Origin of the sequence: Methanobrevibacter sp. (assembly GCF_017940815.1) — an archaeon.
In the GTDB taxonomy this organism is placed as follows: Archaea; Methanobacteriota; Methanobacteria; order Methanobacteriales; family Methanobacteriaceae; genus Methanocatella.
The window spans coordinates 1-24,641 of the sequence record NZ_JAGAXX010000078.1 but is presented as its reverse complement, the minus strand read 5'-3'; the positions used below and the strand labels follow the sequence as shown (position 1 = coordinate 24,641).

The 24,641-nt window shown below is 35.6% G+C and carries 26 protein-coding genes; 20 read left to right on the top strand and 6 right to left on the bottom strand.

Translation table 11 applies throughout. The features are described from left to right. Positions 1-34 precede the first annotated feature (34 nt). The 12 genes from ILA26_RS09320 (at position 35) to ILA26_RS09265 (ending at position 11,205) form a co-directional block, all read left to right on the top strand. Positions 35-217: a DNA-directed RNA polymerase subunit K gene (locus tag ILA26_RS09320; protein WP_292896622.1), complete on the top strand. Its 183-nt coding sequence runs from the start codon at positions 35-37 to the stop codon at positions 215-217. A gap of 138 nt (positions 218-355) precedes the next feature. Continuing rightward, positions 356-1,600, top strand: coding sequence for a phosphopyruvate hydratase (gene eno / locus ILA26_RS09315; RefSeq protein WP_292896620.1), 1,245 nt, complete (start codon positions 356-358; stop codon positions 1,598-1,600). Positions 1,601-1,620: 20 nt separating this feature from the next. After that, the gene (locus ILA26_RS09310; protein WP_292896618.1) at positions 1,621-1,815 is read left to right on the top strand and encodes a 4Fe-4S binding protein; all 195 of its coding nucleotides are present in this window, start codon (positions 1,621-1,623) and stop codon (positions 1,813-1,815) included. 15 nt (positions 1,816-1,830) lie between these two features. Next, a complete protein-coding gene (rpsB, locus tag ILA26_RS09305; protein ID WP_116591298.1) occupies positions 1,831-2,433 on the top strand; it encodes a 30S ribosomal protein S2 in 603 nt (200 codons plus the stop codon). A 9-nt stretch (positions 2,434-2,442) separates the two neighbouring features. Next, complete coding sequence (gene amrB / locus ILA26_RS09300; RefSeq protein WP_292896616.1) at positions 2,443-3,291, top strand: AmmeMemoRadiSam system protein B; 849 nt, start codon at positions 2,443-2,445, stop codon at positions 3,289-3,291. A 9-nt stretch (positions 3,292-3,300) separates the two neighbouring features. Continuing rightward, positions 3,301-4,263, top strand: a complete 963-nt coding sequence (gene mvk, locus ILA26_RS09295; RefSeq protein ID WP_292896615.1) for a mevalonate kinase — start codon at positions 3,301-3,303, stop codon at positions 4,261-4,263. A 4-nt stretch (positions 4,264-4,267) separates the two neighbouring features. Next, entirely contained in the window at positions 4,268-5,068 is an 801-nt protein-coding gene (locus ILA26_RS09290) for an isopentenyl phosphate kinase (RefSeq protein WP_292896613.1), read from the top strand. 3 nt (positions 5,069-5,071) lie between these two features. Further along, a complete protein-coding gene (gene fni / locus ILA26_RS09285; RefSeq protein ID WP_292896611.1) occupies positions 5,072-6,118 on the top strand; it encodes a type 2 isopentenyl-diphosphate Delta-isomerase in 1,047 nt (348 codons plus the stop codon). Between the two features lie 3 nt (positions 6,119-6,121). Next, positions 6,122-7,465, top strand: coding sequence for an RNase J family beta-CASP ribonuclease (locus ILA26_RS09280; protein WP_292896609.1), 1,344 nt, complete (start codon positions 6,122-6,124; stop codon positions 7,463-7,465). A 13-nt stretch (positions 7,466-7,478) separates the two neighbouring features. Beyond that, positions 7,479-8,459: a short chain isoprenyl diphosphate synthase IdsA gene (gene idsA / locus ILA26_RS09275; protein ID WP_292896606.1), complete on the top strand. Its 981-nt coding sequence runs from the start codon at positions 7,479-7,481 to the stop codon at positions 8,457-8,459. 365 nt (positions 8,460-8,824) lie between these two features. After that, positions 8,825-9,622, top strand: coding sequence for an ADP-ribosylglycohydrolase family protein (locus ILA26_RS09270; protein ID WP_292896604.1), 798 nt, complete (start codon positions 8,825-8,827; stop codon positions 9,620-9,622). Between the two features lie 38 nt (positions 9,623-9,660). Further along, entirely contained in the window at positions 9,661-11,205 is a 1,545-nt protein-coding gene (locus ILA26_RS09265) for a putative glycoside hydrolase (RefSeq protein ID WP_292896602.1), read from the top strand. Here the strand turns inward: ILA26_RS09265 and ILA26_RS09260 are convergent. After that, positions 11,200-11,982, bottom strand: a complete 783-nt coding sequence (locus ILA26_RS09260) for a helix-turn-helix domain-containing protein (protein ID WP_292896600.1) — start codon at positions 11,980-11,982, stop codon at positions 11,200-11,202. The two genes, ILA26_RS09265 and ILA26_RS09260, sit on opposite strands and share 6 nt — an antisense overlap. Before the next feature lie 119 nt (positions 11,983-12,101). Here ILA26_RS09260 and hcp point away from each other — a divergent pair, with 119 nt between their 5' ends. Together hcp and ILA26_RS09250 are read left to right on the top strand one after the other, a co-directional pair. Continuing rightward, positions 12,102-13,409, top strand: coding sequence for a hydroxylamine reductase (hcp, locus tag ILA26_RS09255; protein ID WP_292896598.1), 1,308 nt, complete (start codon positions 12,102-12,104; stop codon positions 13,407-13,409). Continuing rightward, positions 13,409-13,738, top strand: a complete 330-nt coding sequence (locus tag ILA26_RS09250) for a cupin domain-containing protein (RefSeq protein WP_292896681.1) — start codon at positions 13,409-13,411, stop codon at positions 13,736-13,738. Before hcp ends, ILA26_RS09250 begins: the two co-directional genes overlap by 1 nt. A gap of 78 nt (positions 13,739-13,816) precedes the next feature. On the opposite strand, the gene ILA26_RS09245 is transcribed toward ILA26_RS09250, so the two are convergent. From ILA26_RS09245 to ILA26_RS09230, 4 genes are read right to left on the bottom strand one after another with little or no spacing between them, the layout of a single operon-like run. After that, on the bottom strand, positions 13,817-14,623 hold the full coding sequence (locus ILA26_RS09245) for a class I SAM-dependent methyltransferase (protein WP_292896596.1): 807 nt from the start codon (positions 14,621-14,623) through the stop codon (positions 13,817-13,819). Positions 14,624-14,631: 8 nt separating this feature from the next. Next, positions 14,632-15,075 carry a GNAT family N-acetyltransferase gene (locus tag ILA26_RS09240; RefSeq protein WP_292896594.1) on the bottom strand — a complete coding sequence of 148 codons (444 nt, stop codon included), beginning with the start codon at positions 15,073-15,075 and terminating at the stop codon, positions 14,632-14,634. Between the two features lie 5 nt (positions 15,076-15,080). Further along, positions 15,081-16,097, bottom strand: a complete 1,017-nt coding sequence (locus tag ILA26_RS09235) for an aldo/keto reductase (RefSeq protein ID WP_292896592.1) — start codon at positions 16,095-16,097, stop codon at positions 15,081-15,083. Beyond that, complete coding sequence (locus ILA26_RS09230) at positions 16,090-17,097, bottom strand: tetratricopeptide repeat protein (protein ID WP_292896590.1); 1,008 nt, start codon at positions 17,095-17,097, stop codon at positions 16,090-16,092. The genes ILA26_RS09235 and ILA26_RS09230 overlap by 8 nt, the downstream gene beginning before the upstream one ends. Before the next feature lie 128 nt (positions 17,098-17,225). Between ILA26_RS09230 and ILA26_RS09225 the strand changes: the two genes are divergently transcribed. Then, positions 17,226-18,896, top strand: a complete 1,671-nt coding sequence (locus tag ILA26_RS09225; protein ID WP_292896588.1) for a glutamate--tRNA ligase — start codon at positions 17,226-17,228, stop codon at positions 18,894-18,896. 8 nt (positions 18,897-18,904) lie between these two features. Next, positions 18,905-19,369, top strand: a complete 465-nt coding sequence (locus ILA26_RS09220) for a hypothetical protein (RefSeq protein ID WP_292896586.1) — start codon at positions 18,905-18,907, stop codon at positions 19,367-19,369. Positions 19,370-19,410: 41 nt separating this feature from the next. Here the strand turns inward: ILA26_RS09220 and ILA26_RS09215 are convergent, their stop codons facing one another. Further along, entirely contained in the window at positions 19,411-20,901 is a 1,491-nt protein-coding gene (locus ILA26_RS09215; protein ID WP_292896584.1) for a hypothetical protein, read from the bottom strand. Between the two features lie 315 nt (positions 20,902-21,216). Between ILA26_RS09215 and ILA26_RS09210 the strand changes: the two genes are divergently transcribed. The 4 genes from ILA26_RS09210 to ILA26_RS09195 are packed head-to-tail and all read left to right on the top strand — an operon-like array spanning position 21,217 to position 24,342. After that, positions 21,217-22,452, top strand: a complete 1,236-nt coding sequence (locus ILA26_RS09210) for an LL-diaminopimelate aminotransferase (RefSeq protein ID WP_292896582.1) — start codon at positions 21,217-21,219, stop codon at positions 22,450-22,452. 9 nt (positions 22,453-22,461) lie between these two features. Beyond that, entirely contained in the window at positions 22,462-23,154 is a 693-nt protein-coding gene (locus ILA26_RS09205) for a DUF6882 domain-containing protein (RefSeq protein ID WP_292896580.1), read from the top strand. A gap of 4 nt (positions 23,155-23,158) precedes the next feature. Next, positions 23,159-23,743 (top strand): hypothetical protein, encoded by a 585-nt coding sequence (locus tag ILA26_RS09200; RefSeq protein WP_292896578.1) that lies wholly within the window; start codon positions 23,159-23,161, stop codon positions 23,741-23,743. A gap of 8 nt (positions 23,744-23,751) precedes the next feature. Beyond that, positions 23,752-24,342: a hypothetical protein gene (locus tag ILA26_RS09195; RefSeq protein ID WP_292896576.1), complete on the top strand. Its 591-nt coding sequence runs from the start codon at positions 23,752-23,754 to the stop codon at positions 24,340-24,342. Positions 24,343-24,641 lie beyond the last annotated feature (299 nt).

The window sequence follows — 24,641 nt, the reverse complement described above, 5'->3', positions numbered from 1 at the left end:
GGTAAAATATATGCCTAAAAATGGAGTAATATTCATGGATGTTGAAAAAAAATTAACAAGGTTTGAAAAAGCTAGACTTCTTGGAGCTAGAGCAATTCAAATATCTATGGGAGCAAGACCTTTAGTGGAAATTTCTGATTCCTTAGATCCAATTGATATAGCTTATGAAGAACTCAAAGCTGGAGTTTTACCATTAGATGTTATTAGGGATGAATAAATATTTTTTATTTATTTATTCTCATAATTTATTTAAAAAAAATAGTAAATACCAATATAACTCTATAAAGAAACTTACTAATTTTTTTAAGAGTATAGGTTAATTGGTAATAAATTGAATAGACACTGAGGTGTTTTTTTGGATAGTATAATAGAAGACGTCCGAGTTCGAAAGATTTTGGACAGCAGAGGAAACGCAACCATTGAAGTTGATGTAAAAACTTGGGGTGGTTACGGTAGAGCTGCTGCACCAAGTGGAGCGAGCACAGGATCAAGAGAAGTGGTATCATTCCCAGAAGGTGGGGTCGATCTCGTAGTAAGTGAAATGGAAGATTTAATCGCTTCAGAGCTTATTGGGATGGATGCATGTGATATTAAGACAATTGATGAAGTGCTTAGAGAAATAGATGGTACCGATAACTTGGCAGCTATTGGAGGCAATACTACTGTTGCTATTTCTATGGCTACTGCTAAAGCGGCTGCATCATCTTATAATATGCCGTTATATCAATACCTTGGAGGCAGTCTGGTAAATGAATTGCCGTACCCATTAGGTAACATGATGAATGGCGGTGCTCATGCAGGTGTTAATGCTCCTGATATTCAGGAATTCCTTGTTGTTCCTATTGGAGCAAACAACATGGTTGAAGGAATTTTTGCAAATGCTTCTATTCACAAAAAATTAAAAGAATTAATCCAGTCTAAAGATTCTGCTTTTACTGGTGGAAAAGGAGATGAAGGTGGATGGGTGCCTAATATCACTAATGCTGATGCTTTAGAGATTCAAGCTCAAGCATGTGAAGAGGTTGGTGATGAGTTAGGACTTGAAATCAGACCTGCTTTGGATATGGCGGCATCCGAGTTATGGGATGCTGATGAGCAAAAATATGTTTATGCTCAAGATGGTATCAAAAGAGATACCGGTGATCAAATAGATTTCGTAAAAGATATTATTGATACTTATAATATGTTTTATGTAGAAGACCCATTTGATGAATCTGACTTTGATGGATTTGCTCAGTTAACTAGTAAGGTTGGAGACAAGTGTCTCATTTGTGGAGACGATTTGTTTGTAACTAACAAGGAACTTTTAGCTAAAGGTATTGACATGAATGCTGCAAATGCTATTATTATCAAACCTAATCAGATTGGTTCATTATCTGAAACTCATGCTACTGTAAAATTAGCAAAAGAAAATGGTATTGTACCAGTTGTTTCCCACAGATCCGGTGAAACTACTGATGAAACTATTGCTCACTTGGCTGTTGGTTTTAACTCTCCAATGATTAAGACCGGAGCTATCGGTGGTGAAAGAATAGCTAAACTTAATGAGTTAATTCGTATTGAGGAAGAACTTCCAAATTCAAGAATGGGCAAATTTTAAAAATTATTGGGGAGAGAATTATGTCAAAAGTAATTTTAGACTATGATAAATGTGACGGCGCAGACTGTGCAGAATGTGCTGATGTTTGTCCTATGGAAGTATTAGTTCTTGAAGGAGACAAAATTGTAATTCAAAATCCTGAGGACTGTAGTTATTGTGAAGTATGTATGGACGTTTGTCCTAATGAATGTATTCAAATTGAAGATGATTTTTAAATTGTAGGTGAAAATATGGTAAATGAAGAACTTTTAATAGACTTAGATAATTATTTAGCTGCTGGATTACACATTGGTACCCAGCAAAAAACTAGTGACATGGAAAAATACATATTCAGAGTAAGATCTGATGGTTTATACGTATTAGACATTCAAAAAACTGATGAAAGAATCAGACAAATCGCAAAATTATTAGCAAAATACGACCCAGAAGACATTTTAGTAGTAGCAACCCGTCAATACGGTCAAGCTCCTGTTAAAAAATTCGGTGAATTAACCGGTGCTAAAACCATTCCTGGTAGATTCATCCCTGGTACCTTAACCAACCCAAATTATGCTAAATTCATTGAACCAAAAATTATTGTAGTAACTGACCCAAGATCTGACGCTCAAGCTATCTTAGAATCCAAACAAAACGGTATTCCAGTTATTGCATTATGTGATACTGAAAACTTACTCAGTTTTGTTGACATTGCTGTACCTGTTAACAACAAAGGTAGAAAAGCTATCGCTTTAGTTTACTGGTTACTCGCAAGACAAATCTTAAGAGAAAGAGGAGACATCCCAGAAGACGGTGACCTTGATATTGATGCAACTGAATTCGAACTTAAATTTTAAGTGAGTTAAATGTTAAGACAACCTGCTGTGGCTGGGGCATTTTATCCAAATGACCCTGAAAATCTAAAAAAGCTTATTGAAAGCTGTTTTTTAGATGACTCTGGCGTTGGATATGTGCCGGAATTGAATTCATTTGAAGGTAATGATTACCCAATCAATGTTATGGTTCCTCATGCAGGTTATCAATATTCTGGTGCAATAGCCTCTCATGGCTATTGTGAAATCGTTAAGAATGGTTTTCCTGAAGTTTTTATAATTTTAAGTCCAAACCATACTGGATTCGGTAGTGAAATTTCAGTATTCAATGAGGGTGAATGGATTACTCCATTAGGCAATGTTCATGTTGACAACGAGTTTGCGGATAGCATAATCGAATTTTCAGACATTGCTTGTGCGGAATTCACTGCTCATTTAAGAGAACACAGTATTGAAGTTCAGCTACCTTTCCTACAATACTTTTCTGCTGATTTTAAAATAGTGCCTATAACTATGGGCAAACAAACATTTGTGACTTCAAATGATCTTGCAAATGCAATTTATGAAGCTGGAAATAAGTTAAACAAGTCTTATTGCGTAATTGCAAGCACTGATTTATCTCATTTCAACAATCAAGAGAAAGCAAATAAAGTTGATGGCTTTGTTCTGGAGGACATTGATGAGATGAATGAGTTCAAGCTTTTTGAAGAGGTAGTTCAGTATAATATTACAATGTGTGGTTATGGTCCTGTAATGACTGCCATTTCTCTTTCAAAGAGATGCGGTAAGAGTGATTGTGATATATTGGCTTATGGGACTAGTGGAGATGTTACTGGTGATTTAACATCAGTAGTAGGTTATGCTTCAGGTGTTTTTAAATAGGTGAGTTATTTGATAGCTAAAGCTTCTGCTCCGGCAAAAACTATTTTATTTGGGGAACATTCTGTTGTTTATGGCGAACCTGCAATAGCGGGAGCTGTAAATAAAAGAGCTTATGTTACAATTAAAGAGTCTGAAGATGGTAAAACTATTTTTAGAGCTCCAGATATAGGTTTTGAAGCTGAATTACTTACAGAGCATAAAAAATATATTTTACTAAAGGGAAAACCAGGTATTATTAGATACATTTTAGAAGCTCTTTATAAAGTTCATGACCACAGTCCAATTGACATCACATTAAATTCCAATGTTCCTATTGGATCTGGATTAGGTTCATCAGCAGCGGTTACAGTAGCTACTCTAGCTGCTCTTTATCGTTATCATAATATTCGTTTTAATAAGAAATCTCTTGCACATGATGCTCATATGGTTGAGCAGGCAGTTCAAGGAGTTGCAAGCCCTCTTGATACATTAGTTTCCACATATGGAGGTCTTGTCTATTTGTCCAGAAACAAGAAAGTTGAGCATTTCAATGTTAATTTTAATGTACCATTTGTTGTGGGTTATACAACCAAGCATGGGAATACAGGCAAAATGGTTAAGGATGTTAAAAATCTCAAAGCTAGAAATCCAAAAATCATCAATCCTGTCATCACTTCAATGGGAAACTTAACAAATTATGCTAAACAGGCTATCTTGAAAAGGGATTTCGATAAGATTGGCGAATTGATGAATATTAATCATGGATTCCTTGATGTTTTAGGCGTTAACACTTTGGAATTGTCTCGTATGGTGTATAATGCTAGGGAAGCCGGGGCTATTGGTTCCAAAACCACTGGCGCTGGTGGTGGAGGCAGTATCATTGCACTTTGCCCAGGTAAGGTTGAAGAAGTGGCTCGTGCAATTAGTCGTGATGACAATGTCTTAAAAATCAGATTTACCAGAAAAGGAGTTTCTTCAAGGGTTTATAAGTGATTTGATGATTATTTTAAAAATTGGCGGTAGTATATTAACAAATAAAGATTCACAAACAAGTGAAGTTGACGCTATCAGCCTTAAAAGAATTGCATCTGAAATAAAAAGGTCTTTAGATAATTCTCCAAAAGATTTGATAATTGTCCATGGTGCGGGTTCATTTGGCCATCCTCCAGCTAAAAAACATAAGATTGGAGAGGAATTTGACAAATCCCAATACCCTGAAAAGAGATTAGGATTTTGTGAAATTCAAAATGAAGTCAAAAAGCTAAACATGTTCATATGTGAGGAGTTTATCAAGATGGGATTGCCAACCGTTGCGCTTCCCGCTTCAAGTTTCATTTCAGCTACCGATAAAAGAATAACTGAAGGTAGTCTGGACTTGTTTAAAAGATATCTGGATAAGGGTTTTATTCCAGTTATCTACGGGGATGTTGTTCTGGACACTGATTTGGAATTTTGCGTTATTTCCGGAGATCAGATAATCCAATATCTTGCTATGAATCTCAATCCTGAACAGGTTATTTTGGGAACTGATGTTGATGGCGTTTACAATAAGAATCCTAAAACACATGATGATGCAATATTTTTTGATAAATTCACATCCCTTAAGGATTTAGACACATTGGAAGGAACCACAAACGTTGATGTGACCGGTGGAATGGTCGGTAAAATTAAAGAACTTTTATATTTAGCAGATTTAGGAATCGAATCTAAAATAATAAATGCTGAAGTTGAAGATAACATTTTTAAAGTATTGGAAAACATGGAAGTTAAAGGAACAGTAATTTCAAGGGGAAATTAATTTATGATTTCAGATAGAAAATTAGAGCATTTATTAATTTGTGAAAATTATGATGTTGAGTTTAAGAATAAAACCACTGGATTTGAGGACATTGAACTAATTCACAATGTCTTGCCTGAGATAGATAAGAATGAAATAGACTTGTCTACTGAGGCTTTTGGTAAGAAATTAGACTCACCTTTATTCATTACTGCAATTACTGGGGGCCACCCTGCAGCTAAGGAAGTTAATAAACAATTGGCAATTGCTGCTGAAAATAATGGAATAGCTTTAGGAGTAGGTTCTCAAAGGGCTGCTTGTGAACATCCCGAACTTGCGGATACTTACACTGTTGTTCGTGAAAATGCGCCTAACTGTTTACTTGTAGGTAACATTGGTGCACCTCAATTGAATTTGGCGGAAAAGGCAGTTGAAATATTGGATGCTGACATTCTCGCTATTCATTTAAATCCTCTTCAAGAGTCCATTCAGCCTGAGGGCGACTTGGATGCAAGGGGATACACTGATTTGATAGGTCAAATAACTGATTCTGTAGACATTCCTGTTGTTGCAAAAGAGACAGGATGCGGAATTTCCGCTGAATCAGCAAAAACATTGGTTGATGCAGGCGTTGACTTTATTGATATTGAAGGTGCAGGAGGTACCAGTTGGGCTGCCGTTGAAACATACCGTGCTGAAGACAGGTATTTGGGAGAGATATTTTGGGATTGGGGAATTCCAACTGCAGTTAGTACTGCTGAAGTTACCAATGCTGTTGATGTTCCTGTAATCTCTTCTGGAGGTATCAGAAATGGTTTGGAAGCTGCAAAAGCAATAGCTCTTGGAGCTGATGCCGTGGGTATGGCATTGCCATTTTTAAAGAATTGCAAGTCACAAGACGCTTTAAACACATTTATTAATAGATTTAATGATTCACTAAGAATTGCTATGTTTTTAGTTGGAGCAAATAATATTGAAGAATTGAAACAATCTAATCTTGTCATTCGTGGAAAAACAAGGGAATGGCTAGACGAAAGAGGTATTAACACAAAGAATTATTCAAGGAGATAAAACATGAGCGTTGAAGTAATCGCTATTGGTGGATATCAGGAAGTCGGGAAGAACATGACTGCTATCCGCATAGGTGATGATGTTGTTATTTTTGATATGGGGATTCACCTAGACAGGATTAGCATGCACGAGGACACTGATATCGACAGGATGCATAGTCTAGATCTAATTGAAAGGGGAGTAATTCCAGACGACACATTAATGAAGGATGTTGATGGTAAAGTTAAAGGAATTGTATTTTCCCACGGTCACTTAGATCACATAGGTGCTGTTGCAAAATTGGCTCACAGATATGATGCGCCATTGATTGGAACACCTTATACTGCAGCGTTAATTGAAAAACAAATTAAAGGGGAACGTAAGTTTAAAGTAACAAATCCAATTAAGGTCCTAAACCCTGGAAGTAAGGTTAAACTTTCAAAAGACATAACATTGGAATTTGTACAATCAACACACAGTATTCCTCAAGCAGTATTCCCAGTATTGCACACTCCTGAAGGAGTCATCGTCTATGCATTGGACTTTAAATTTGATAACCATCAAAAAGTATCACCTCCACCTGATTATAAAAGGCTAAAAGAGTTAGGTAGGAAAGGTGTGCTTGCATTAATAGTTGAAACAACTAATGCCAAAAATTACGGTGAGGTTAAAACTCATTCTGAAAGAATCGCTAGAAATATTTTAGAGGATGTAATGAGAGGACCTCTACATGAAAAAACAGGAATGATTGTTACCACTTTCTCATCTCACGTAGAACGTGTACAAGCTATTGCTGACATTGCTAAGAAAAGCCATAGGGAAATATTTTTCCTCGGAAGGTCCATGGAAAGGTTCTGTGGTATTGCACAGAAATTAGGAATATTGAAATTGCCTAAGAACGCTAGCATTTACGGATCTCCAAAGGCAGTGAATAAGGCATTAATGAAAGCGGATGAGGATAGGGCTAATTACCTGCTTGTAACAACAGGACACCAAGGTGAACCTGACGCATTGCTTCCAAGAATTGCCAATGGTAGAACACCATTCAACATTAAAAAAGGAGACAATGTTATTATTTCTGCACCAATTATTCCAAATCCAACCAATGCTGCAAACAGGCACATTATGGAAAGGAGATTAAAATTGAAAGGTGCTAGAATTTATCCTAATGCTCACGTTTCCGGACACGCTGGAAGGGAGGACCACAGGGAGTTCCTCAGAATGTTGAAACCTCAACATATCATTCCGGCACACGGAGACTTATCAATGCTTGCGGCTTATGCTGAACTTGCAGAAGAAGAAGGATACAGAATAGGATATGATATTCATATTTTAAGAAATGCTCAAGCACAAGTTTTTAAAAGTTAGAAGAGGGTTAAAAATGAGTGATGTAAAAGAAGTACTTGGAAACTATTCAACTGATATTACAAAAACAATTGAAGAAGAATTATCCACTATTACTCCAGATAATCTTGCGGAAGCATCAATTTATCTTACAAGAGCTGGAGGAAAAATGCTCAGGCCAGGTTTAACATTAATCACTGCTGAAGCTGTTGGTGGAGAACGTGAATCTGCTCGTAAGGCCGGTGCAGCCATTGAATTAATCCACACATTTTCATTAATCCATGATGATATTATGGATCAGGATGATATGAGAAGAGGAATGCCTTCTGTCCATAAGGTTTGGGGAGATGACGTTGCTATTCTTGCTGGTGACACATTATTTTCAAAGGCATTTGAGATAATTATAGGTTCAGAAGGAACCACTTCCGAACAAAACAACAAGGCATTGGCTACTGTTGCTGATGCATGTGTAAAAATCTGTGAAGGCCAAGCATTGGACATGGGCTTTGAAGAAAGATTCGATGTTACCGAAGATGAGTACATGGAAATGATCTTCAAGAAAACCGGTGCTTTAATTGCTGCTGCTACCAAAGCTGGAGCTATTATGGGCGGAGCAGATGACGAAGTGATTGAAGCAATGTATGAATACGGTAGATTGATTGGTCTTGCTTTCCAAATTCAGGATGACTATCTTGACCTTGCATCCGATGAGGAAACCTTAGGTAAACCTATCGGTTCCGATATTGGAAAAGGAAAAATGACCATCATTGCAATCAAAGGTTTAGCTAGTGATGACTCTGGAAGATTACTTGAAATCTTAAAAGATGATAATAATTCAGATGATGATATAGCTGAAGCGATTCAAATTTTAACAGATTGCGGTGCTATTGAATATGCTCGTAATTTGGCATTAGAATCTGTGGACCAAGCAAAAGAAGTGCTTGAAATATTACCTGACTCTTCATCTAAACAGGTACTTTCAGATATTGCAGATTTCGTACTTGGGAGAAACTCTTAAATTCTCTCATTTTTTAACTTTTTTTTATGATTCCATGGGTTGCATGGAATCACATTTTTGGGTATTAATACGGTTTTTACATTAGCCGTTAATGTAGTTGAAATTTCTATATTTGTTGTAACATGTTGTTTTAATTTTATTCATAGAAGCGAGTATCTGAATGTTTTTAATGAAATGTTATAGAAATTTCTGTATTGTTGATAATACGTTGTATTATCAGAATTAATTTTATTTAATCTATTATAAATCTTTTTTCTTAGATTTGGGAACAATATTTCGGGTCTAAAGCAATTTTTCACATTAAACACAATTTTTTGAAAGCAATATGAAAAATCTTATAAATAACTTAAACATAATTTAAGTTCATGAAAGGAATAATTGGAGCTATTTCAGGAGATGTTATAGGATCTACAAAAGAGCATTGGCCGATAAAAACCAAGGATTTTGATCTGTTTCCTCCAAGGTCAATTTTCACTGACGACACTGTAATGACTTTGGCTATTGCAGACTGGTTAATGGGCAATAAAAACTCAAAGCAATATCTGATTGATACTGTACAGTATTACGGTAATATGTATCCTAATGCAGGATATGGGGGTAGATTCATCTCTTGGCTAGTTGAAAACCCTCCGAAACCTTACGGAAGTTGGGCTAATGGTTCAGCAATGAGAGTTTCACCTTGTGCCTGGGTTGCGGATTCACTTGAAGAGACACAGGAACTCGCCAAGTTGTCTGCCATCATATCACATGACCATCCGGAAGGGATAAAGGGAGCTCAATCAACAGCGGATGCGATTTATCTAGCAAGAACCGGTTCGACAAAGGATGAGATTAAACAGTACATCGAACAAACATACGGTTATGACCTGTCCAGAAAGCTTGATGATATTAGACCAAGCTATTCGTTTGATGTTTCTTGTGCGGGCAGTGTTCCGGAATCCATAATATGTTTTTTAGAAGCAGATGACTTTGAGGATACAGTTAGAAATGCTGTTTCACTTGGTGGTGATGCAGACACTCAAGCGGCAATTGCCGGAAGTATTGCATCTGCATATTGGAGCGTTCCAGAAGACATATATGAAACCACATTGGAATTCCTTGATGACTTTCTATTAAATGTTTATAAAGCCTTTGAGGAAGAATTCATTAAGCCAAATATTTAAGTATTTTAATGCATTAAATAGTAATTGGTTGTGAATTAATGAATAAGAAAATCATATTTGGTTTTATAATATTTTTATCATTATTTTTAACTATTTCTTATGTCTCAGCGAATGAAAATGTTACTGACGCTGTCTGTTTGGATGATGTCTCATCACAGGATATGGGCATCGATTTGAATTCTGATTCACAAATACTTAAAAACGACTCCTCTGATGATGGTGAAATTGAGAAAAATAAGTCTGCTGTGAAATTCACCGCATCGGATGTGGAAACATACACTAATTTGCAGGATACATTCACTGTCAAATTAAAATCCAATGGAACTCCATTGGCAAATAAGTCAGTTAAAGTCATTCTAAATGGTGTGAAGTATAATGGAATCACTAATGATAATGGTAAATATAGTATAAACTTTAAACTCAAAACCGGAACATATAATGTTCAATATTTCTTTGAAGGTGATGACGATTATGCAGAATCCAATGGGACTGCAATAATTAAGGTCAATCCTGACCTGGTGACCTATCTCACGGTTGCGGATAAGAATATTAATTATCGTCAAGGTTCAAAAACAATATTCCAACTGAAATTAGTTGACATAAATAATAATCCAGTCAAAGGCAAGAATGTAAAAATTAAAGTTAATGGAGTGACTTATACAGTCAAGACCAACGATTATGGTATTGCATCATGTTATTTAAACCTTAAAAAAGGAACTTATACTGTTGCATACTCATTTGAAGGTTCTGGATTGTATTTGCATTCTTCAGGAACATTTAAGATTACCGTTAAATCCAAATTGGCCAAGGGTAACGGATACTGGGTTGATAAATGGGGCATGATGAAAGTCAGCCTCAAGAAGCTTTCAAAAAAAGGAACTAAACAGATATTCCTTCAGCATACTGTTTTCTCAAAGTACGGTTCCACAAAAGTAATAAAATGGATTAAAAAAGCTCACAAGTATGGCATCAAGGTTCACATTTGGATGGCTGTATTTTATAAGGATGGAAAATTTGTCCATGCTTCTAACAAGAAAGGAGTTTACAATTACGCTTTTATGAATGAAAAAATCAACTTGGCTAAATACTACGCTTCCTTTAAGGAAGTGGATGGAATCCATTTTGACTATTTGAGATTTGGAGGCAATGCATATAAATATAAGAATGCGGTTAGTGCAGTCAACTATTTTGTCAAGGAAGCATGCATCAAAATCAGAGGCGTGAATCCGAATTGCATAATTTCCGCTGCGGTAATGCCTGAACCAACTTCCATGAAATACTACTATGGGCAGGACGTTCCTACAATCTCAAAGTATTTGGACGTTGTTATCCCAATGATTTATAAAGGCAATTACAAGGCCAGTTCCAAATGGATCAAGAAAACTACAAAGAAATTTGTTAAGCAATCCAAGGGATCTGCAATATGGTCTGGACTTCAAAGTTACCATTCCGACTGGGATATCAGCAAGCTCTCTTACAATTCTCTTTTAAAGGATGCTAAAAATGCTAAGAAAGGAGGAGCTACCGGAGTTGTTTTATTCAGATTCGGGTTGTCCGCTTTACTAAACTTTAAGAAATTATAATTTTTTCTTATTTCTTTTTTTTAATTTTTTTAACTGGTTCATGAATCTTTCATCATAATTTTTGGCGATGTCCTCGTATTTGTTCCAGATTCCGATTGCAGTTTCGGGAATAACTTCACGTTTGTCCGCTGTAAATTTTGTGTATGTGTGCATCATTTCCCTGGAATCTGATATTATTAACTTAACGAAAGGAATGTCTGCCTTTTGAATGTTGATGTCTTCCTCTTTAAACAGTTTTATGATGTTGACTTCCTCATTGTTGATGTAGCATGTCGGTGATGCCAAAATGTTTATTCTCAAATCTGGCCTCTTTTTCAATTCCTTTAGGATGGCCTCGCCTTCGCCTTCAAACAGGAATCCTATTCTCATGTTGATGGAGGTCTTGGCTCTCTTGATGATTTCCAGTTCCTGAGCAATAATCTTTTCGACACCATATATTCTCCATATTGGCGCTTGGACCTGGCTCATACCGTTTTCATAGACATAGGTTAGCCTTGTAATGGCATCATCTATCTTGGAGTTCAGCCTTTCCTTTTCCCTTGATAGCACTTCCACCGGTGATTTCACATTATATGTCAATGGCCTTCCGTCCTCGATGTCAATGAAATTCTTCTCGGCAAGCTTCTTCAAAACATCATATATTTTGCTTCGAGGAATGTCTGATTTTTCAGATACTTCGACTGCAGTTGCAGATATTAATGAAGTGAGTGTTACATATGCTTGCGCTTCATACATTGTCAATCCAATTCCCTTAAGGGTAGCTATATTCTCGTCCATGTTTATGGTTATCTAGTTGATAGTATATATATTTGCCACTTTAACCCTTAAAAAGTGACAAAATCTTTAAATACTCTTCATAAGTAATCTATTATTGATAATTATATGAGGTTATTATTATGACAGACGGATTAGATATGTTTTGTTATCAATGTTCCCAAACCGCTAAAGGTACCGGATGTACCGTAAGTGGAGTTTGTGGTAAGAAACCGACCGTAGCAAGATTACAAGATAACTTAATCTTTACTATGAAAGGAATCAGTGCATACAACTACAATGCAAACGTTTTAGGTAAAAACGATCCTGAAATCGACGCATTCTTGACCAAAGGATTATACACCACATTAACCAACGTAAACTTCGACGTTAATGACTTAGTTGCATTAGCATTAGAAGCAGGTAAAGTCAGTGTGGATGTAATGAGATTACTCAAAGATGCTCACATCGAAGCATACGGAGAACCTCAACCTGTTGAAGTAAAAGTTGGAGCACAAGAAGGACCAGCTATTATTGTAACCGGTCACGACTTAAAAGCATTAGAAGAATTATTAAAACAAGTTGAAGGCACTGACATTAAAGTTTACACTCACTCTGAAATGTTGCCAGCTCACGGATACCCAGGACTCAACAAATACGAAAACTTAGCAGGTCAATTAGGTGGAGCATGGCACGACCAAAGAACAGTCTTTAAAAAATACAATGCAGCAATCGTTGGAACCAGTAACTGTGTTTTACCAGCACTCGATGCATACAAAGAAAGAATGTTCACAATGGATGTAGCTAAACTTGAAGGAGTCAAAACTGTAGAAGACTATGACTTCTCCGAAGTAATCGAATGCGCAAAATCCTTAGGAGGATTAGAAGCAGAAGAACTAACCACAATCACAACAGGTTGGAGTGCAGGAGCTATTGTTGAACACGCTGACAAGATCAAAGAATTGGTTTTAGACGGTAAAATCTCAAGATTCTTCGTAGTCGGCGGATGTGACAAAGCTGCAAAACACAATGATTACTACAGAGAGTTCGTGCAAAACTTGCCTGAGGACACAGTCATCTTAACATTAGCATGTGGTAAATACAAATTCAATGACTTAGATTTAGGTGACATTGAAGGAATTCCAAGATTATTAGATGTAGGTCAATGTAACGACACCATTGTTGCAGTTGATGTGGCATTAGCATTATGCGACTTATTCGAAATGGAATTAAATGAATTACCATTAACAATTGTTCTCTCATGGATGGAACAAAAAGCAGCAGCAGTTCTCTGGGCTTTACTCTACTTAGGTAAAACAGACATGTGGATTGGACCAGTGCTTCCTGCATGGTGTAACGATGATATCTTAAACGTTTTAGTTGGAAACTATAATTTAACCCCTACTTCTGGCAATGCTTTAGTCGACATTAAAAGAATTATGGGAGAATAATTATGGAAGACATTAAATCCAAAGCGTTAGATATCCAAAAATTAGTAGAGTATCAGGACGATACCGTAGTCAGCCGTGAAGTAATCAAAAAAGAGTTAGGTACAGTCACATTCTTCGCCTTTGATCAAGGTCAAGGATTGTCTGAACACTCAGCTCCTTTCGATGCAATGGTTCAAATCATTGACGGTGAAGCTGAAATCACAATTTCCGGTGAAAAGCACACTGTCAAAGCAGGTGAAATAATCATCATGCCTGCAAACGAGCCACATGCTCTTCAAGCTGTAAAATCTCCATATAAAATGATTTTAACCATGATAAAAAGTGATTAATTTCATTTTATAATCTTATTTTTTTTTAGTTTCAAATAATCAAAAATAGGTTTTTAGGGGCTAATGCCTCTAAAAACATTATTTTTTCCACCAAACCATGACCCAGTCGGCCTTATCCTTTACGTTGAAATATTTGCCATTTTCAAAGGTCAATATTCTTTCGAGGTATTCTTTTAACATTTCCTTTTCGTCATCTGAATACAAGTCAAGTCGGAACTTGCCGTTGTCCATGGCTTCCTCGATATTGTCATATTCCCTGTAGTTGTTCAAGTCAAACCTTTCGATGTTTGCATAGATTCCCATGTTGAATAGTATGTTGAAAAAATAGTTGTAGTCTGGGAAATCCTCTGTTTTGATTCCAAGTTCCTTATCGAAGTCCTTCTCTATCTTTTTGTTTTCAGGTCCGAAAATAGTTATGAAAACATACTTATTGGCTATTTTATTCAGTTCCCATAAAACATCTTTAATAGGGATGATTCCATTCAGTGATCTTGAGCAGACAACAACATCAACGTCCCCTATCTCATCATAGCTTATCTCTTCAATAGGTTTTAAAATGGTTTTGATGTTGTTAGCATTGTTTTCATCAGCTCTCTTTTCCAGATATTCCAGCATTTTAGGGGATGAGTCCAGTCCAATGACCTTTTTGACTTTCTTGGCCAAGGGTATGGTAATTGATCCTTCGCCGCATCCCACATCAAGTACAGTATCGTTTTTATCTAGTATTAATTTGTCGAACAATGCATCCTGATAATCTTCTTTTCTAGTTCTTTTAAAAAAACCTGGTGCTGCCTTGTCCCAATCCTTGTTGACCTTTCCTTCAAGCCTTTCGGCCCAAAAACTTTCCCAGTCAACCTCATTTGGATTTTCTATACATTGTTTCATAATATCCCTTAAAATTCTTTTTTCATGCAAATAACAGTTTCATCATCTTTGAATTGGCCAAATTTTGGAATTTCCTCATAATTTAATTTTTCATATAATTTAATTGCTGCATGATTGTGTTTTCCGGTAACGATGAATGAATATCTGTAATCTGCATCCAAACTGCCTTCCAATTGTTTTATCAAATCATATGCAATTCCTTTTTTTCGATATTCCTTTTTGACATAAACCCTTTTGAATTCAATGCTGTTTTCACTGCAAACCCTATAGCTGGCACATGCTATAGGTTTATCCGAATCAAGGGCAAGAATTACGGTATGGTGTTGTTTAAACTCGTTGTATTTTTCATATTTGGAAAGTTCATCACCAATCAGTTCATAATATCCTTGATCCAATTCATCTACAAGTTTTAGAAATCTTTCATCGTCCTGATTAGTTAAAACGCTTTTCATTTTTATCAGATTTTTGTTCTTCCTTCTAAAACGTTCATGTAATCTTCGTAATTTTCTTTTAAAAGCTCAGGAATGTCCAGTTCGTAAGGGCAGTTGTCCACGCATGCATAGCATTCTATGCAGTCTTTTGTCTTTTGCATGATTTCCTGTGTCCTTTCATCCATGTTAGGTTCTGTTGGGAAACGTCTAATCCAAAGTGACATCCTTGCGCATAGGCTGATGTTGATTTCTTCAGGGCATGGCATACAGTATCCGCAGCCTCTGCAGAAGTTTTCGCCCAATTCCTTTTTGTCCTTTTCGATGACAGGCTTTAGGCTATCGTCCACAAGCAAATCATATGGGAAAGACAGGAATTCTCCAAGTTCGCTCATATGTTGGATTCCCCAAATTGGGAGGACATTGTCAAACTGATTCATGTAAGCGAAACTGGCCTTTGCATTCTTCAGCAATCCTCCACCCATTGCTTTCATTGCAATGAATCCCACATCCAGTTGTTTGCATCTTTCAATCAGTTTCAATTCCTCTTCTCCACTTAAATATGAAAATGGATATTGGAGTGTCTCATATAATCCGCTGTCAAGTGCTTCATTTGCGATTGTGACCTTATGGGTTGTAATTCCAATATGTTTAATTAATCCCTCTTCTTTTGCTTCAGCCATTGCCTTTGCCATTTCATCACCCTCTTTTGGGCAGAATGAAATGTTGTGATGTTGATACAAGTCCAGATAGTCGGTTCTCAATTCCTTAAGGGAAGTTTCCAAGTCATTCCAAAAGTCCTCCGGTGTTTCGGCGGCAGTTTTGGAGGCAAGATAGATTTCACTTCTAACATTTTCAAAGGCTCTGCCTAACTTCTCTTCACTGTCTGTGTAAAAACGTGCAGTATCATAAAAGTCAATGCCTGATTCATATGCCATATTCAATATCGCAAGAGAATCTTCTATGTTTCTTCTTTGAATTGGCAATGCGCCAAATCCTATTTTATTTACTTCTAGATTAGTTTTTCCAAGTCTCAAGTTATCCATAACCGTTCATTTTTAAAATAACATATAAGATTATAATTATGATTAAGATTATGATGGAAGTTCTGGCTGAAAAGAATCTTGTCTTCTTGAATTCTTTGTCTTTGACTTCTCCTGTTTTCATAATTCTTTCTTTTTCAAAGGAACATTTCTGATATATTTTTTCAAGGTCATTTGGAAGTCTACCATATTCGTTTAGCATGTTGATTGTCTTATTCAGGTATTTGACAGCCTCTTGGTCATCTCCCTGTTTGACGCAACAGAATGCTGCCTTGTAATTAAAATTGGTTTTAAGTTCCAAATCGTCCTCGATTTTACCTTCATATTGTAAGCAGTTTTTATAACATTTCAATGCCTCTTTATATTCTTTCAATTCATACAATGCATCACCTTTGGCATTAAAAGCGATTAAAGTATCTTCTTGAAGTAATGACTTGTCTAGGTATTCGAGCGCTTCACGGTTTTTTCCATTTTTTTGAAGCATCTGTCCCTTGTACAGGTCGGTTTTTTGATCGGAACCGAACTGATTTTCGTAGGCTTCAATGCTTTTCAGTGCATCTTCATACTTTTTTGCCTGAATCAAAAGCTCGATTCTAGCCATCTTAAGTTCTTTTTTTGAAATGCGAGGCTTTTCGATTTTGGAATATGAACTGTATTTTTCTTCTGCCTTGTCCATATAGCTGATGGCTTCATCAACATGGCCCTTATTGAACCTGGACATTGCCTTGTCACAAATGGCATTGATGGAACGTGGTTGCTTTTCTAGGTATTCGTCAAAGTACTTTTCACCGTAATCCCCATCGCCGTGTGTGGGGTCATAATACTGATAATACATGCCCTTTTCTTCAAGAGCAGGTAAATGACCATTCTCAATCAATAAGTTTAAAATATCAAGATATGATTCAATATCATCTTTCCCGTGTCTTTTTCTAGCTAATTTAAGAGCTTCATCAATATTGTCTTCCTCGATATATTGCTTTGCTTTTTCAACATATTCGCTCATTATATCAACCTAAGTTTTTTATCTATCTCCTATAAATCTAATCAATAACTACTCTCACTATATTTATATATTTTTAGTTAAATAAATAATATTACTTATTTTTATTAATTTAAAATTGTGATGATTAAATGAATGATTTAGAAGAAATTATTTACAAGCACGCTTTACTCAATGCAGCTAAACATAAGGGAAGTGCAAATCCTGGAGCTGTAATGGGTTCAATCATGTCAAACGAACCTGAACTCAGAAGTAAGGCTAAAGAAATAGGTCCTATGTCTGGTAAAATTGTAGCAAAAGTAAATGCTTTAAGTCCAGAGGAACAGGCTAGTGAAATGGAAAAATTAGGTGTTGAAGTTCAAGACAAAAAACCAAAAGCAAAAGAGAAAGGACTTCAGGAATTGCCTGGAACTCATGAAAACATTGTATTGAGATTTGCTCCAAACCCAAGTGGACCATTACACATTGGACACTCTCGTGCAGCGGTTCCAAATGCTGAATACGTTAAAAGACATAACGGTAAGTTAATTTTAAGGATTGAAGATACAGATCCAAAAAGGGTATTTGAACCTGCTTATGAAATGATTCCTGAAGATTTGGAATGGTTAGGAATCAAACCTGATGAAATCATTTACCAATCCGACAGATTTGAAACATATTACGATTATGCTCGCCAATTGATTGAAAAAGGCGCAGCTTACATGTGTACCTGTGACGGTGGAGACTTTAAGGAATTGAAAGACAACTGCAAAGCTTGCCCATGCCGTGACAATAGTGTTGAGGAAAACCTTGAATTATGGGAAAAATTCGATACTATGGAAGCTGGTGAAGCGGTACTTAGAGTAAAAACCGACATAAACCATAAAAACCCTGCAATACGTGATTGGGTTGCAATGAGATTGGTTGACGAAACCCACCCAAGACTGGGAAACAAATACAGAATCTATCCTATGATGAATTTCTCTGTAGCGGTCGATGACCACTTGATGGGAATGACTCATGTTTTAAGGGGAAAAGATCACTTGGCTAACTCTGAAAAACAAAAATACCTATATGACCACATGGGATGGGACTTGCCTGAATTCATCCATTACGGAAGACTTAAGATGGAAGATATCGCATTAAGTACTTCAAAAGCTATGGCTGGAATTGAGGATGGAACATATTCCGGATGGGACGACCCAAGACTTGGAACTTTAAGAGCCATTGCAAGACGTGGAATTGACCCAAGAACCATCTATAACTTGATTACTGAAATCGGTGTTAAAATGGCAGATTCAGCTATCAGCTGGAAGAAAATCTACGGTTTAAATCGTAATTTCCTTGAACCTGTTGCAAACAGGTATTTCTTCTGTGAAGAACCGGTAAAAATTGAAGTTGAAGGTTATCAGGATGGTAAGGTGGACATTGAAAGACCTCTCCACGCAGACCATATTGACAGGGGAAACAGACACTTGCCATTTGACGGCAGTGCATACCTTGCAAAAGAAGACATTGCAGATGGATTATTCAGATTGATGGATGCAGTTAATGTCGAGATTGCTGGAGATAATGTAAATTATCACTCAACTTCCTTTGAGGATGCACGTGAAGCTAAAGCAAGAATCATCCAATGGGTTCCAGTTGATGAAAACGTTAATGTTAAAATAGTCATGGATGATGCATCTGTTAAAACCGGTCTCGGTGAAAGTGCACTCAAGGACTTGAAAGTTGGTGACATCGTGCAATTCGAAAGGGTTGGATTTGCAAGACTCGATGAGATTGCTGATGATGAAATGATATTCTACTATGCCCACAAATAGGTGATACAATGACAATGTTTACAAATGGATTTTCAACACTTCAAATGCCAAAGGACTTTGAACCAGTTAAAGCCAAGGATGAATTCACAGAACTGTACCTTGTGAACACCAAAATTCCAATGTCCATAAAGTTTTCAACAACACCTACATTGGTTGGACTTCCTGAAATAAGGGCCGATATTGAAAAGAATTTGGAAAACAATGATAGAATCAATTTGATCGCTTCAGACTTTTTGCCTATAAATGATGATATTTACTATATGATTGTATCATCATTTTCAGATGGTGAAAATGGAGTTAGACGTAACGAATTCTTATATGTAGAGGATAACAACCTCTATCTCTTTGAATTTACCTATCCTTATGCTGACAGGGAATTGGATGATTTCTATTTGAATATTATTCGCTCTTTAAAAATCAGTGTGCCTAAATACATTGTTGAAAATGGCGAATACAGAATAAATCATGAATAATTTTTTTTTTTAAAAAAAGAAAAGTTTTGTAAAAAGATATTTTAGTATATCTTTTTAACATCACTTGGTTTGATAGTAATATTTTTACCTCTGTACCTAACGGAAATGTCATCACCGTTTATTGCATAAACTTGGCTTGAATATGTTTCGCCTAAGTGATTGAAGATAATTTCATCTCCTTTTTTAAGTACATAGTCACCATTGCTAATTTGTATCTTGATATTGTTTCTTTCAGGTTTGCTTTTAATTGGAGCAACCCTTTGTGTAGCTAATTCAGGTTCAGGTGACTTTTTAGTCATGTTGAATATTCTTCTTGTATTAGCTTGCCTTAAGCTTTCATCATTGTCAATCATGTGATACTCTTCGTAATCAGCATCATAGTCTAAATGGGTTTCATTTATGATTGGTTCGTATTCATCATACTCATTAACGTTTCTGATGTATGATTCTTGTTCTGGAGTAAGCTCTTCAGTTTCAGGAGTGAGTTTTTCCTTAACTTCTTGGAATAGTTTGGATCCTTTAATTTTGTTTGTGAATTTGTCCAAGTCTTTTCTGTAATCTAAATCCATTCCTTCTTCTTCTGAATCTCCAAATAAGTTAGCGTCATCAATGGAAGCGCCTAACTTGTAATCTTTGGTTTCATCAACTTTACTTGGAGTTTTAAGAGCAGGTTCTGCAATTTCTTCTTTTAATAATGTTTCAGTGATGTCCTTATCTTCAGAAATGCTTTCGACGGTTTCTTCGCTTTCTTTTGCAGCGGAACTAATGGCTTCATCAACATCTTTTTGTGTTGCAACTGAGGGGGTTTCTTTAATATCTTCAGTTTCTTCACTAGCTTCGCTCTCTTTGATTAGGTCACTGATTTTTTCTTCTTCTTTTTCTTCATTAATTATTTCTTCAATTAATGGTTCTTCGGTTTTATTTTTGATGCTTTCTTTAATTGCATCAAGTTCAGAATCTTCTTCACGTTTAATTTTTTGAGATTCTTTTTCTCTTTCACTATCTTTTCTTTTGGATTCTTTGATTAATTCGTCAATAGTGAATAAATCTTTTAATTCGGTTGTATCTTTGTTATTTTGAGTCATAATATCAATCTGGCTTTGTTTTATTGGTTCTTGGAATTTTTCAACTTTATTATCATAATTAATTAAAACTTGATTTTGAGATTCGTATTCGAAGTTTGTCATGGTATTTTTACTTTCAACTTCTGGTACTATGTAAACATCATTTTGAGGGGATGTTTCTTGTGTTGACTTTCTAAATAAGTTGTGATTTATAGAACTTTGTTGGGAGTTTTGCGGGGATAAACTGCGTCGTTGAGTTGAAGGTTTGTTTTTATTGCTGCTGCCACTGAGTGAACTAATTGTATTTTTACCTGCATTAAGAGCATTGTTTATGCTTTCACTACTTGGCAGTATTGATCCTTCATCTTTCTCTAACTCAACGCCTTTATAATGCAATTTGACTAAAATAATTGCTATAATAGCGATGAGAGCTATTGTTATCCAAAGTATTATGGTAATGTCATTCATTATTTCCCAACCCTTATTTAGTCTATTATTATTTATGTTATTTTCATTAATTTAAATATTTTTATAAGATTTCTAATTTTTGAAATGTTGCCTCAAAATGGTCATGTGGTAATCATTAAATTGTATTATTTAATTTTTCTTTTATAATTTGATTTTATTTAAAATTAAAGTTGGTTTTTCCCCTATTGGGTTATTGACAGTTAATTTAATATTATTTTATAATAATGGGCATTTTTAATAGTTGAATGTTAATCAGTTAATTTATATATTGCGAAAATAAAATATAAATTAGATTAATATTTATGAGGATTAATCATGGTTGTTAAAATTAATGAAAACTATCTTAAATTAAAAAGCAGTTACCTCTTTGTGGAAGTAGCTAGAAGAGAAGCAGAATTTTCAAAAGCAAATCCTGATGCTGATATCATTAAAATGGGTATTGGGGACGTAACCAAACCTTTAGTGCCAGCAGTAGTTGACGCTTTTAGAAAAGCAGTAGATGAAATGGCAGATGGTGAAACATTCATGGGATATGGTCCAGAACAAGGTTATGAGTTTTTAGCAGAAGCTATCATTAAAAATGATTTCAACAAGTACGGAATAGACCTTGACACTTCAGAAGTCTTCATCAGTGACGGAGCAAAATGTGACACAGGTAACATCCAAGAGATTTTTGGAATTGACAATAAGATTGCAGTGACCGATCCTGTTTACACAGTATATGTTGACACAAACGTTATGGCTGGAAGAACAGGTGAAATGGGTGACGATGGAATGTATGAAGGTTTAACCTACCTCAAATGTAATGCAGAAAACGGATTTGTTCCAGAACTTCCATCAGAACCGGTTGACATCATTTACTTATGCTATCCAAACAACCCAACAGGTACAACATTAACAAAAGACCAATTGAAAGTGTTTGTTGATTATGCAAAAGAAAACAAAGCAGTGATCTTATTTGATGCAGCATACGAAACATTCATAAGTGAAGAAAACGTTCCACACAGTATTTATGAAATTGAAGGAGCAAAAGAAGTGGCTATTGAATTCAGAAGCTTTTCCAAAACCGCAGGATTCACAGGTACACGTTGCGCATACACAGTTGTTCCTAAAGAATTGAAAGGATACGACTCCGAAGGAAATGAAGTGGAAATCAACCCATTATGGAACAGAAGACAAACCACTAAATTCAACGGTGCATCCTATCCTGTACAAAGGGCCGCTGAGGCAACTTACTCACCTGAAGGCCAAAAACAAATTCGCGAAGTGGTTGACTACTACATGGAAAACGCAAAAATCATCCGTGAAAGCTTAACCGACATTGGCCTTGAAGTTTACGGTGGAGTAAGCTCCCCTTACATCTGGGTAAAAACTCCAAACGACATGGATTCCTGGGACTTCTTCGACATATTGTTGAATGAAGCTAATGTGGTTGGAACTCCAGGTTCAGGATTTGGTCCAAGTGGTGAAGGATATTTAAGACTTACTGCATTCAATACATTAGAAAATACTAAAGAAGCAATGGATAGAATTTCTAAATTAGAATTTTAGGTGTTATAATTGAAAGTAATAGAAAAACCAGTTGAAATTGAACAAGGGGATTCATTTAAAACAATTTTATCAAAATATGGTGCATTGGCACTTGACAAGCAAGAAAACTTATCAGAGTTAATTGGTGAAACCGTTGGGGATTTGGACATTGAAAAAGGTACATTGACCTTTGGCGATGTTGAATTTCCAGTTCAAGTCTTAGGATTTTATATGGAAGATGCCAACCAATGGTCTTGGGCATGGGATAATGAAGATATCTTTGGTAGTGATTTAATTGTTTCTTCAAATGAACTCAAGACAATTGGCGAAGGATTTGAAATTCAGGAATTAATCTCTCCTGTTCTCAATGCGAATTACAATGACTGTCACACATTGGCCATGGTGGCTAGTAGCGTTTTAGACATGGATGCGTATTACAGTATTGCAGAGGAAGGATTGGATATTTTTGTTTTAATCAAGTCTGATTTGATTGTGGAAAACAACTCTCCTAAAAAATTCAGAGATACATTCTACACCTTCCAAAAGAATTTCAATATTTATCCAAAAATAGCTTTTGAGTCATATACAAAGCTTAAAGGCTATGGATTCAAGCCTCATGATGACTTTGCACTTGCAAAAATTGGTGAAGCTAGAGTAATGTCCGGATTTACTGAAAGAGGAAACGTTACCAGACTTTTAATCTTTGGTGATGATGAAAGGTGAGAATATGGACCAGGATTTAGTTGATGAGATAGATTATTTGATAGAGGTGTTGACTAAATCCGGATTTTTTTCCGTTGATGAAATTCTTGAAATCTTGGAAGACCAGTTTATTGAAGAGGAAATTGATTTTTCCAATTATGATATCTCATTAAGTGATTTCTCAAATGATGACTTCTCCAAATTGGAAAATGCATTTAAGAATTTGTCAAAAGAAAAGATTGTGGCCATTCACAATTGCGGATTTGATATTGAAGAAGGTGTAAGTGACGCTTTTGAGCTTGAAGTTCATTTGAGAAATAACAAATTTGAAGTAGAAGGGTTTTGCTTTTACACTTTTGATGATGTTGAGGAGTCTATTTGGGAAAATAGGTTAAAAATCACTTTCGGCGATTTTGAAAACGATGAGGATAAGGCATTGGAAATCGGAAAGACAGTTGCCGAATATTTGAAAAATGAAGGTTTCACTATCGTTTGGGATGAAACAGTTAACAACCAAATTGAAATTAATCCTTTTAATTGGGATAAATCTTATGATAGTGAAAAGGAATATGAAATTGAAGGAGCATATGAAGTGTTTACAACTAACTAGGTGTTATGATGAATGTAAGATCTTTAAAATTAATCCGTGATGTGATAATCAATTCAGGTAAATGGGCATCAATAGAGATTTCCCAGGATTCTGTATATGTTGAGTTCAAGGATGTCGAACTTGGAACTCCTAAACATGATGAAGATTTCTCTTTAACCGTCAGATTTGCTGGAGATTCATTTTTCACAGCATTTTACAATAACATTTGGGATGTGGATTTCTTATCCAATTATAACTTTAAAACTCAGCTGTTGAGTGAAGAGGTGTATTTTGAAGTTAAGGAACTCAAATTCATTGATTTCGAATATCTGAATACATTTTTCCATGATTACAAAAAGGAAAAAACAATTTCCAGCATGGATGATTTCGACATTCACAACATTCGCAATGACTTTTTTATGTTGGTTGAAACAAAGGACATAGCTTTTGTTGTCGGCGGAGATCAAATGGACTTTTTCTCCCCATTCGAAAGGCTTGATGATGCTTCATTAAGGGAATTGTCCAATCAATGGATGCTTTATTTCTTAAGGTATCACATGAAACGGAACTTGATTAAGGATCCAATGTGTGAAAATCATCCGTTGTATCCTAAAAAATAATTTATTCTATTTTTTTAATATTTATCAAATAATTTGATTTGATAATTATTTTATTTATTTTATTTTAACATTATTGTGCAAGAATTCTCCGGCTTCTTTAAGCCGGGAGATGAATTGCACTTTTAAGAGGGGTGTTGTATTTTTGGAATTTTTTTTGCAAGGGAAAAATTGAATATTGAATCTTCAATTTAAAACTCTTATTTTTTAATTTCAAGCAATAATGGGATTTTATTTTAAATTTAAAATCCACAAATTAATTTATTTTAGTTATTTTTATTTTTAATATTTGCTTCTTATTT

Excerpts from the sequence above, each read along its gene's own strand:
- ILA26_RS09320 (WP_292896622.1), top strand. The coding sequence starts at position 35 with ATGGATGTTGAAAAAAAATTAACAAGGTTTGAAAAAGCTAGACTTCTT.
- ILA26_RS09310 (WP_292896618.1), top strand. The coding sequence starts at position 1,621 with ATGTCAAAAGTAATTTTAGACTATGATAAATGTGACGGCGCAGACTGT.
- rpsB (WP_116591298.1), top strand. The coding sequence starts at position 1,831 with ATGGTAAATGAAGAACTTTTAATAGACTTAGATAATTATTTAGCTGCT.
- amrB (WP_292896616.1), top strand. The coding sequence starts at position 2,443 with ATGTTAAGACAACCTGCTGTGGCTGGGGCATTTTATCCAAATGACCCT.
- ILA26_RS09290 (WP_292896613.1), top strand. The coding sequence starts at position 4,268 with ATGATTATTTTAAAAATTGGCGGTAGTATATTAACAAATAAAGATTCA.
- fni (WP_292896611.1), top strand. The coding sequence starts at position 5,072 with ATGATTTCAGATAGAAAATTAGAGCATTTATTAATTTGTGAAAATTAT.
- ILA26_RS09280 (WP_292896609.1), top strand. The coding sequence starts at position 6,122 with ATGAGCGTTGAAGTAATCGCTATTGGTGGATATCAGGAAGTCGGGAAG.
- idsA (WP_292896606.1), top strand. The coding sequence starts at position 7,479 with ATGAGTGATGTAAAAGAAGTACTTGGAAACTATTCAACTGATATTACA.
- ILA26_RS09270 (WP_292896604.1), top strand. The coding sequence starts at position 8,825 with ATGAAAGGAATAATTGGAGCTATTTCAGGAGATGTTATAGGATCTACA.
- ILA26_RS09265 (WP_292896602.1), top strand. The coding sequence starts at position 9,661 with ATGAATAAGAAAATCATATTTGGTTTTATAATATTTTTATCATTATTT.
- ILA26_RS09260 (WP_292896600.1), bottom strand. The coding sequence starts at position 11,982 with ATGGACGAGAATATAGCTACCCTTAAGGGAATTGGATTGACAATGTAT.
- hcp (WP_292896598.1), top strand. The coding sequence starts at position 12,102 with ATGACAGACGGATTAGATATGTTTTGTTATCAATGTTCCCAAACCGCT.
- ILA26_RS09245 (WP_292896596.1), bottom strand. The coding sequence starts at position 14,623 with ATGAAACAATGTATAGAAAATCCAAATGAGGTTGACTGGGAAAGTTTT.
- ILA26_RS09240 (WP_292896594.1), bottom strand. The coding sequence starts at position 15,075 with ATGAAAAGCGTTTTAACTAATCAGGACGATGAAAGATTTCTAAAACTT.
- ILA26_RS09235 (WP_292896592.1), bottom strand. The coding sequence starts at position 16,097 with ATGGATAACTTGAGACTTGGAAAAACTAATCTAGAAGTAAATAAAATA.
- ILA26_RS09230 (WP_292896590.1), bottom strand. The coding sequence starts at position 17,097 with ATGAGCGAATATGTTGAAAAAGCAAAGCAATATATCGAGGAAGACAAT.
- ILA26_RS09225 (WP_292896588.1), top strand. The coding sequence starts at position 17,226 with ATGAATGATTTAGAAGAAATTATTTACAAGCACGCTTTACTCAATGCA.
- ILA26_RS09220 (WP_292896586.1), top strand. The coding sequence starts at position 18,905 with ATGACAATGTTTACAAATGGATTTTCAACACTTCAAATGCCAAAGGAC.
- ILA26_RS09215 (WP_292896584.1), bottom strand. The coding sequence starts at position 20,901 with ATGAATGACATTACCATAATACTTTGGATAACAATAGCTCTCATCGCT.
- ILA26_RS09210 (WP_292896582.1), top strand. The coding sequence starts at position 21,217 with ATGGTTGTTAAAATTAATGAAAACTATCTTAAATTAAAAAGCAGTTAC.
- ILA26_RS09200 (WP_292896578.1), top strand. The coding sequence starts at position 23,159 with ATGGACCAGGATTTAGTTGATGAGATAGATTATTTGATAGAGGTGTTG.
- ILA26_RS09195 (WP_292896576.1), top strand. The coding sequence starts at position 23,752 with ATGAATGTAAGATCTTTAAAATTAATCCGTGATGTGATAATCAATTCA.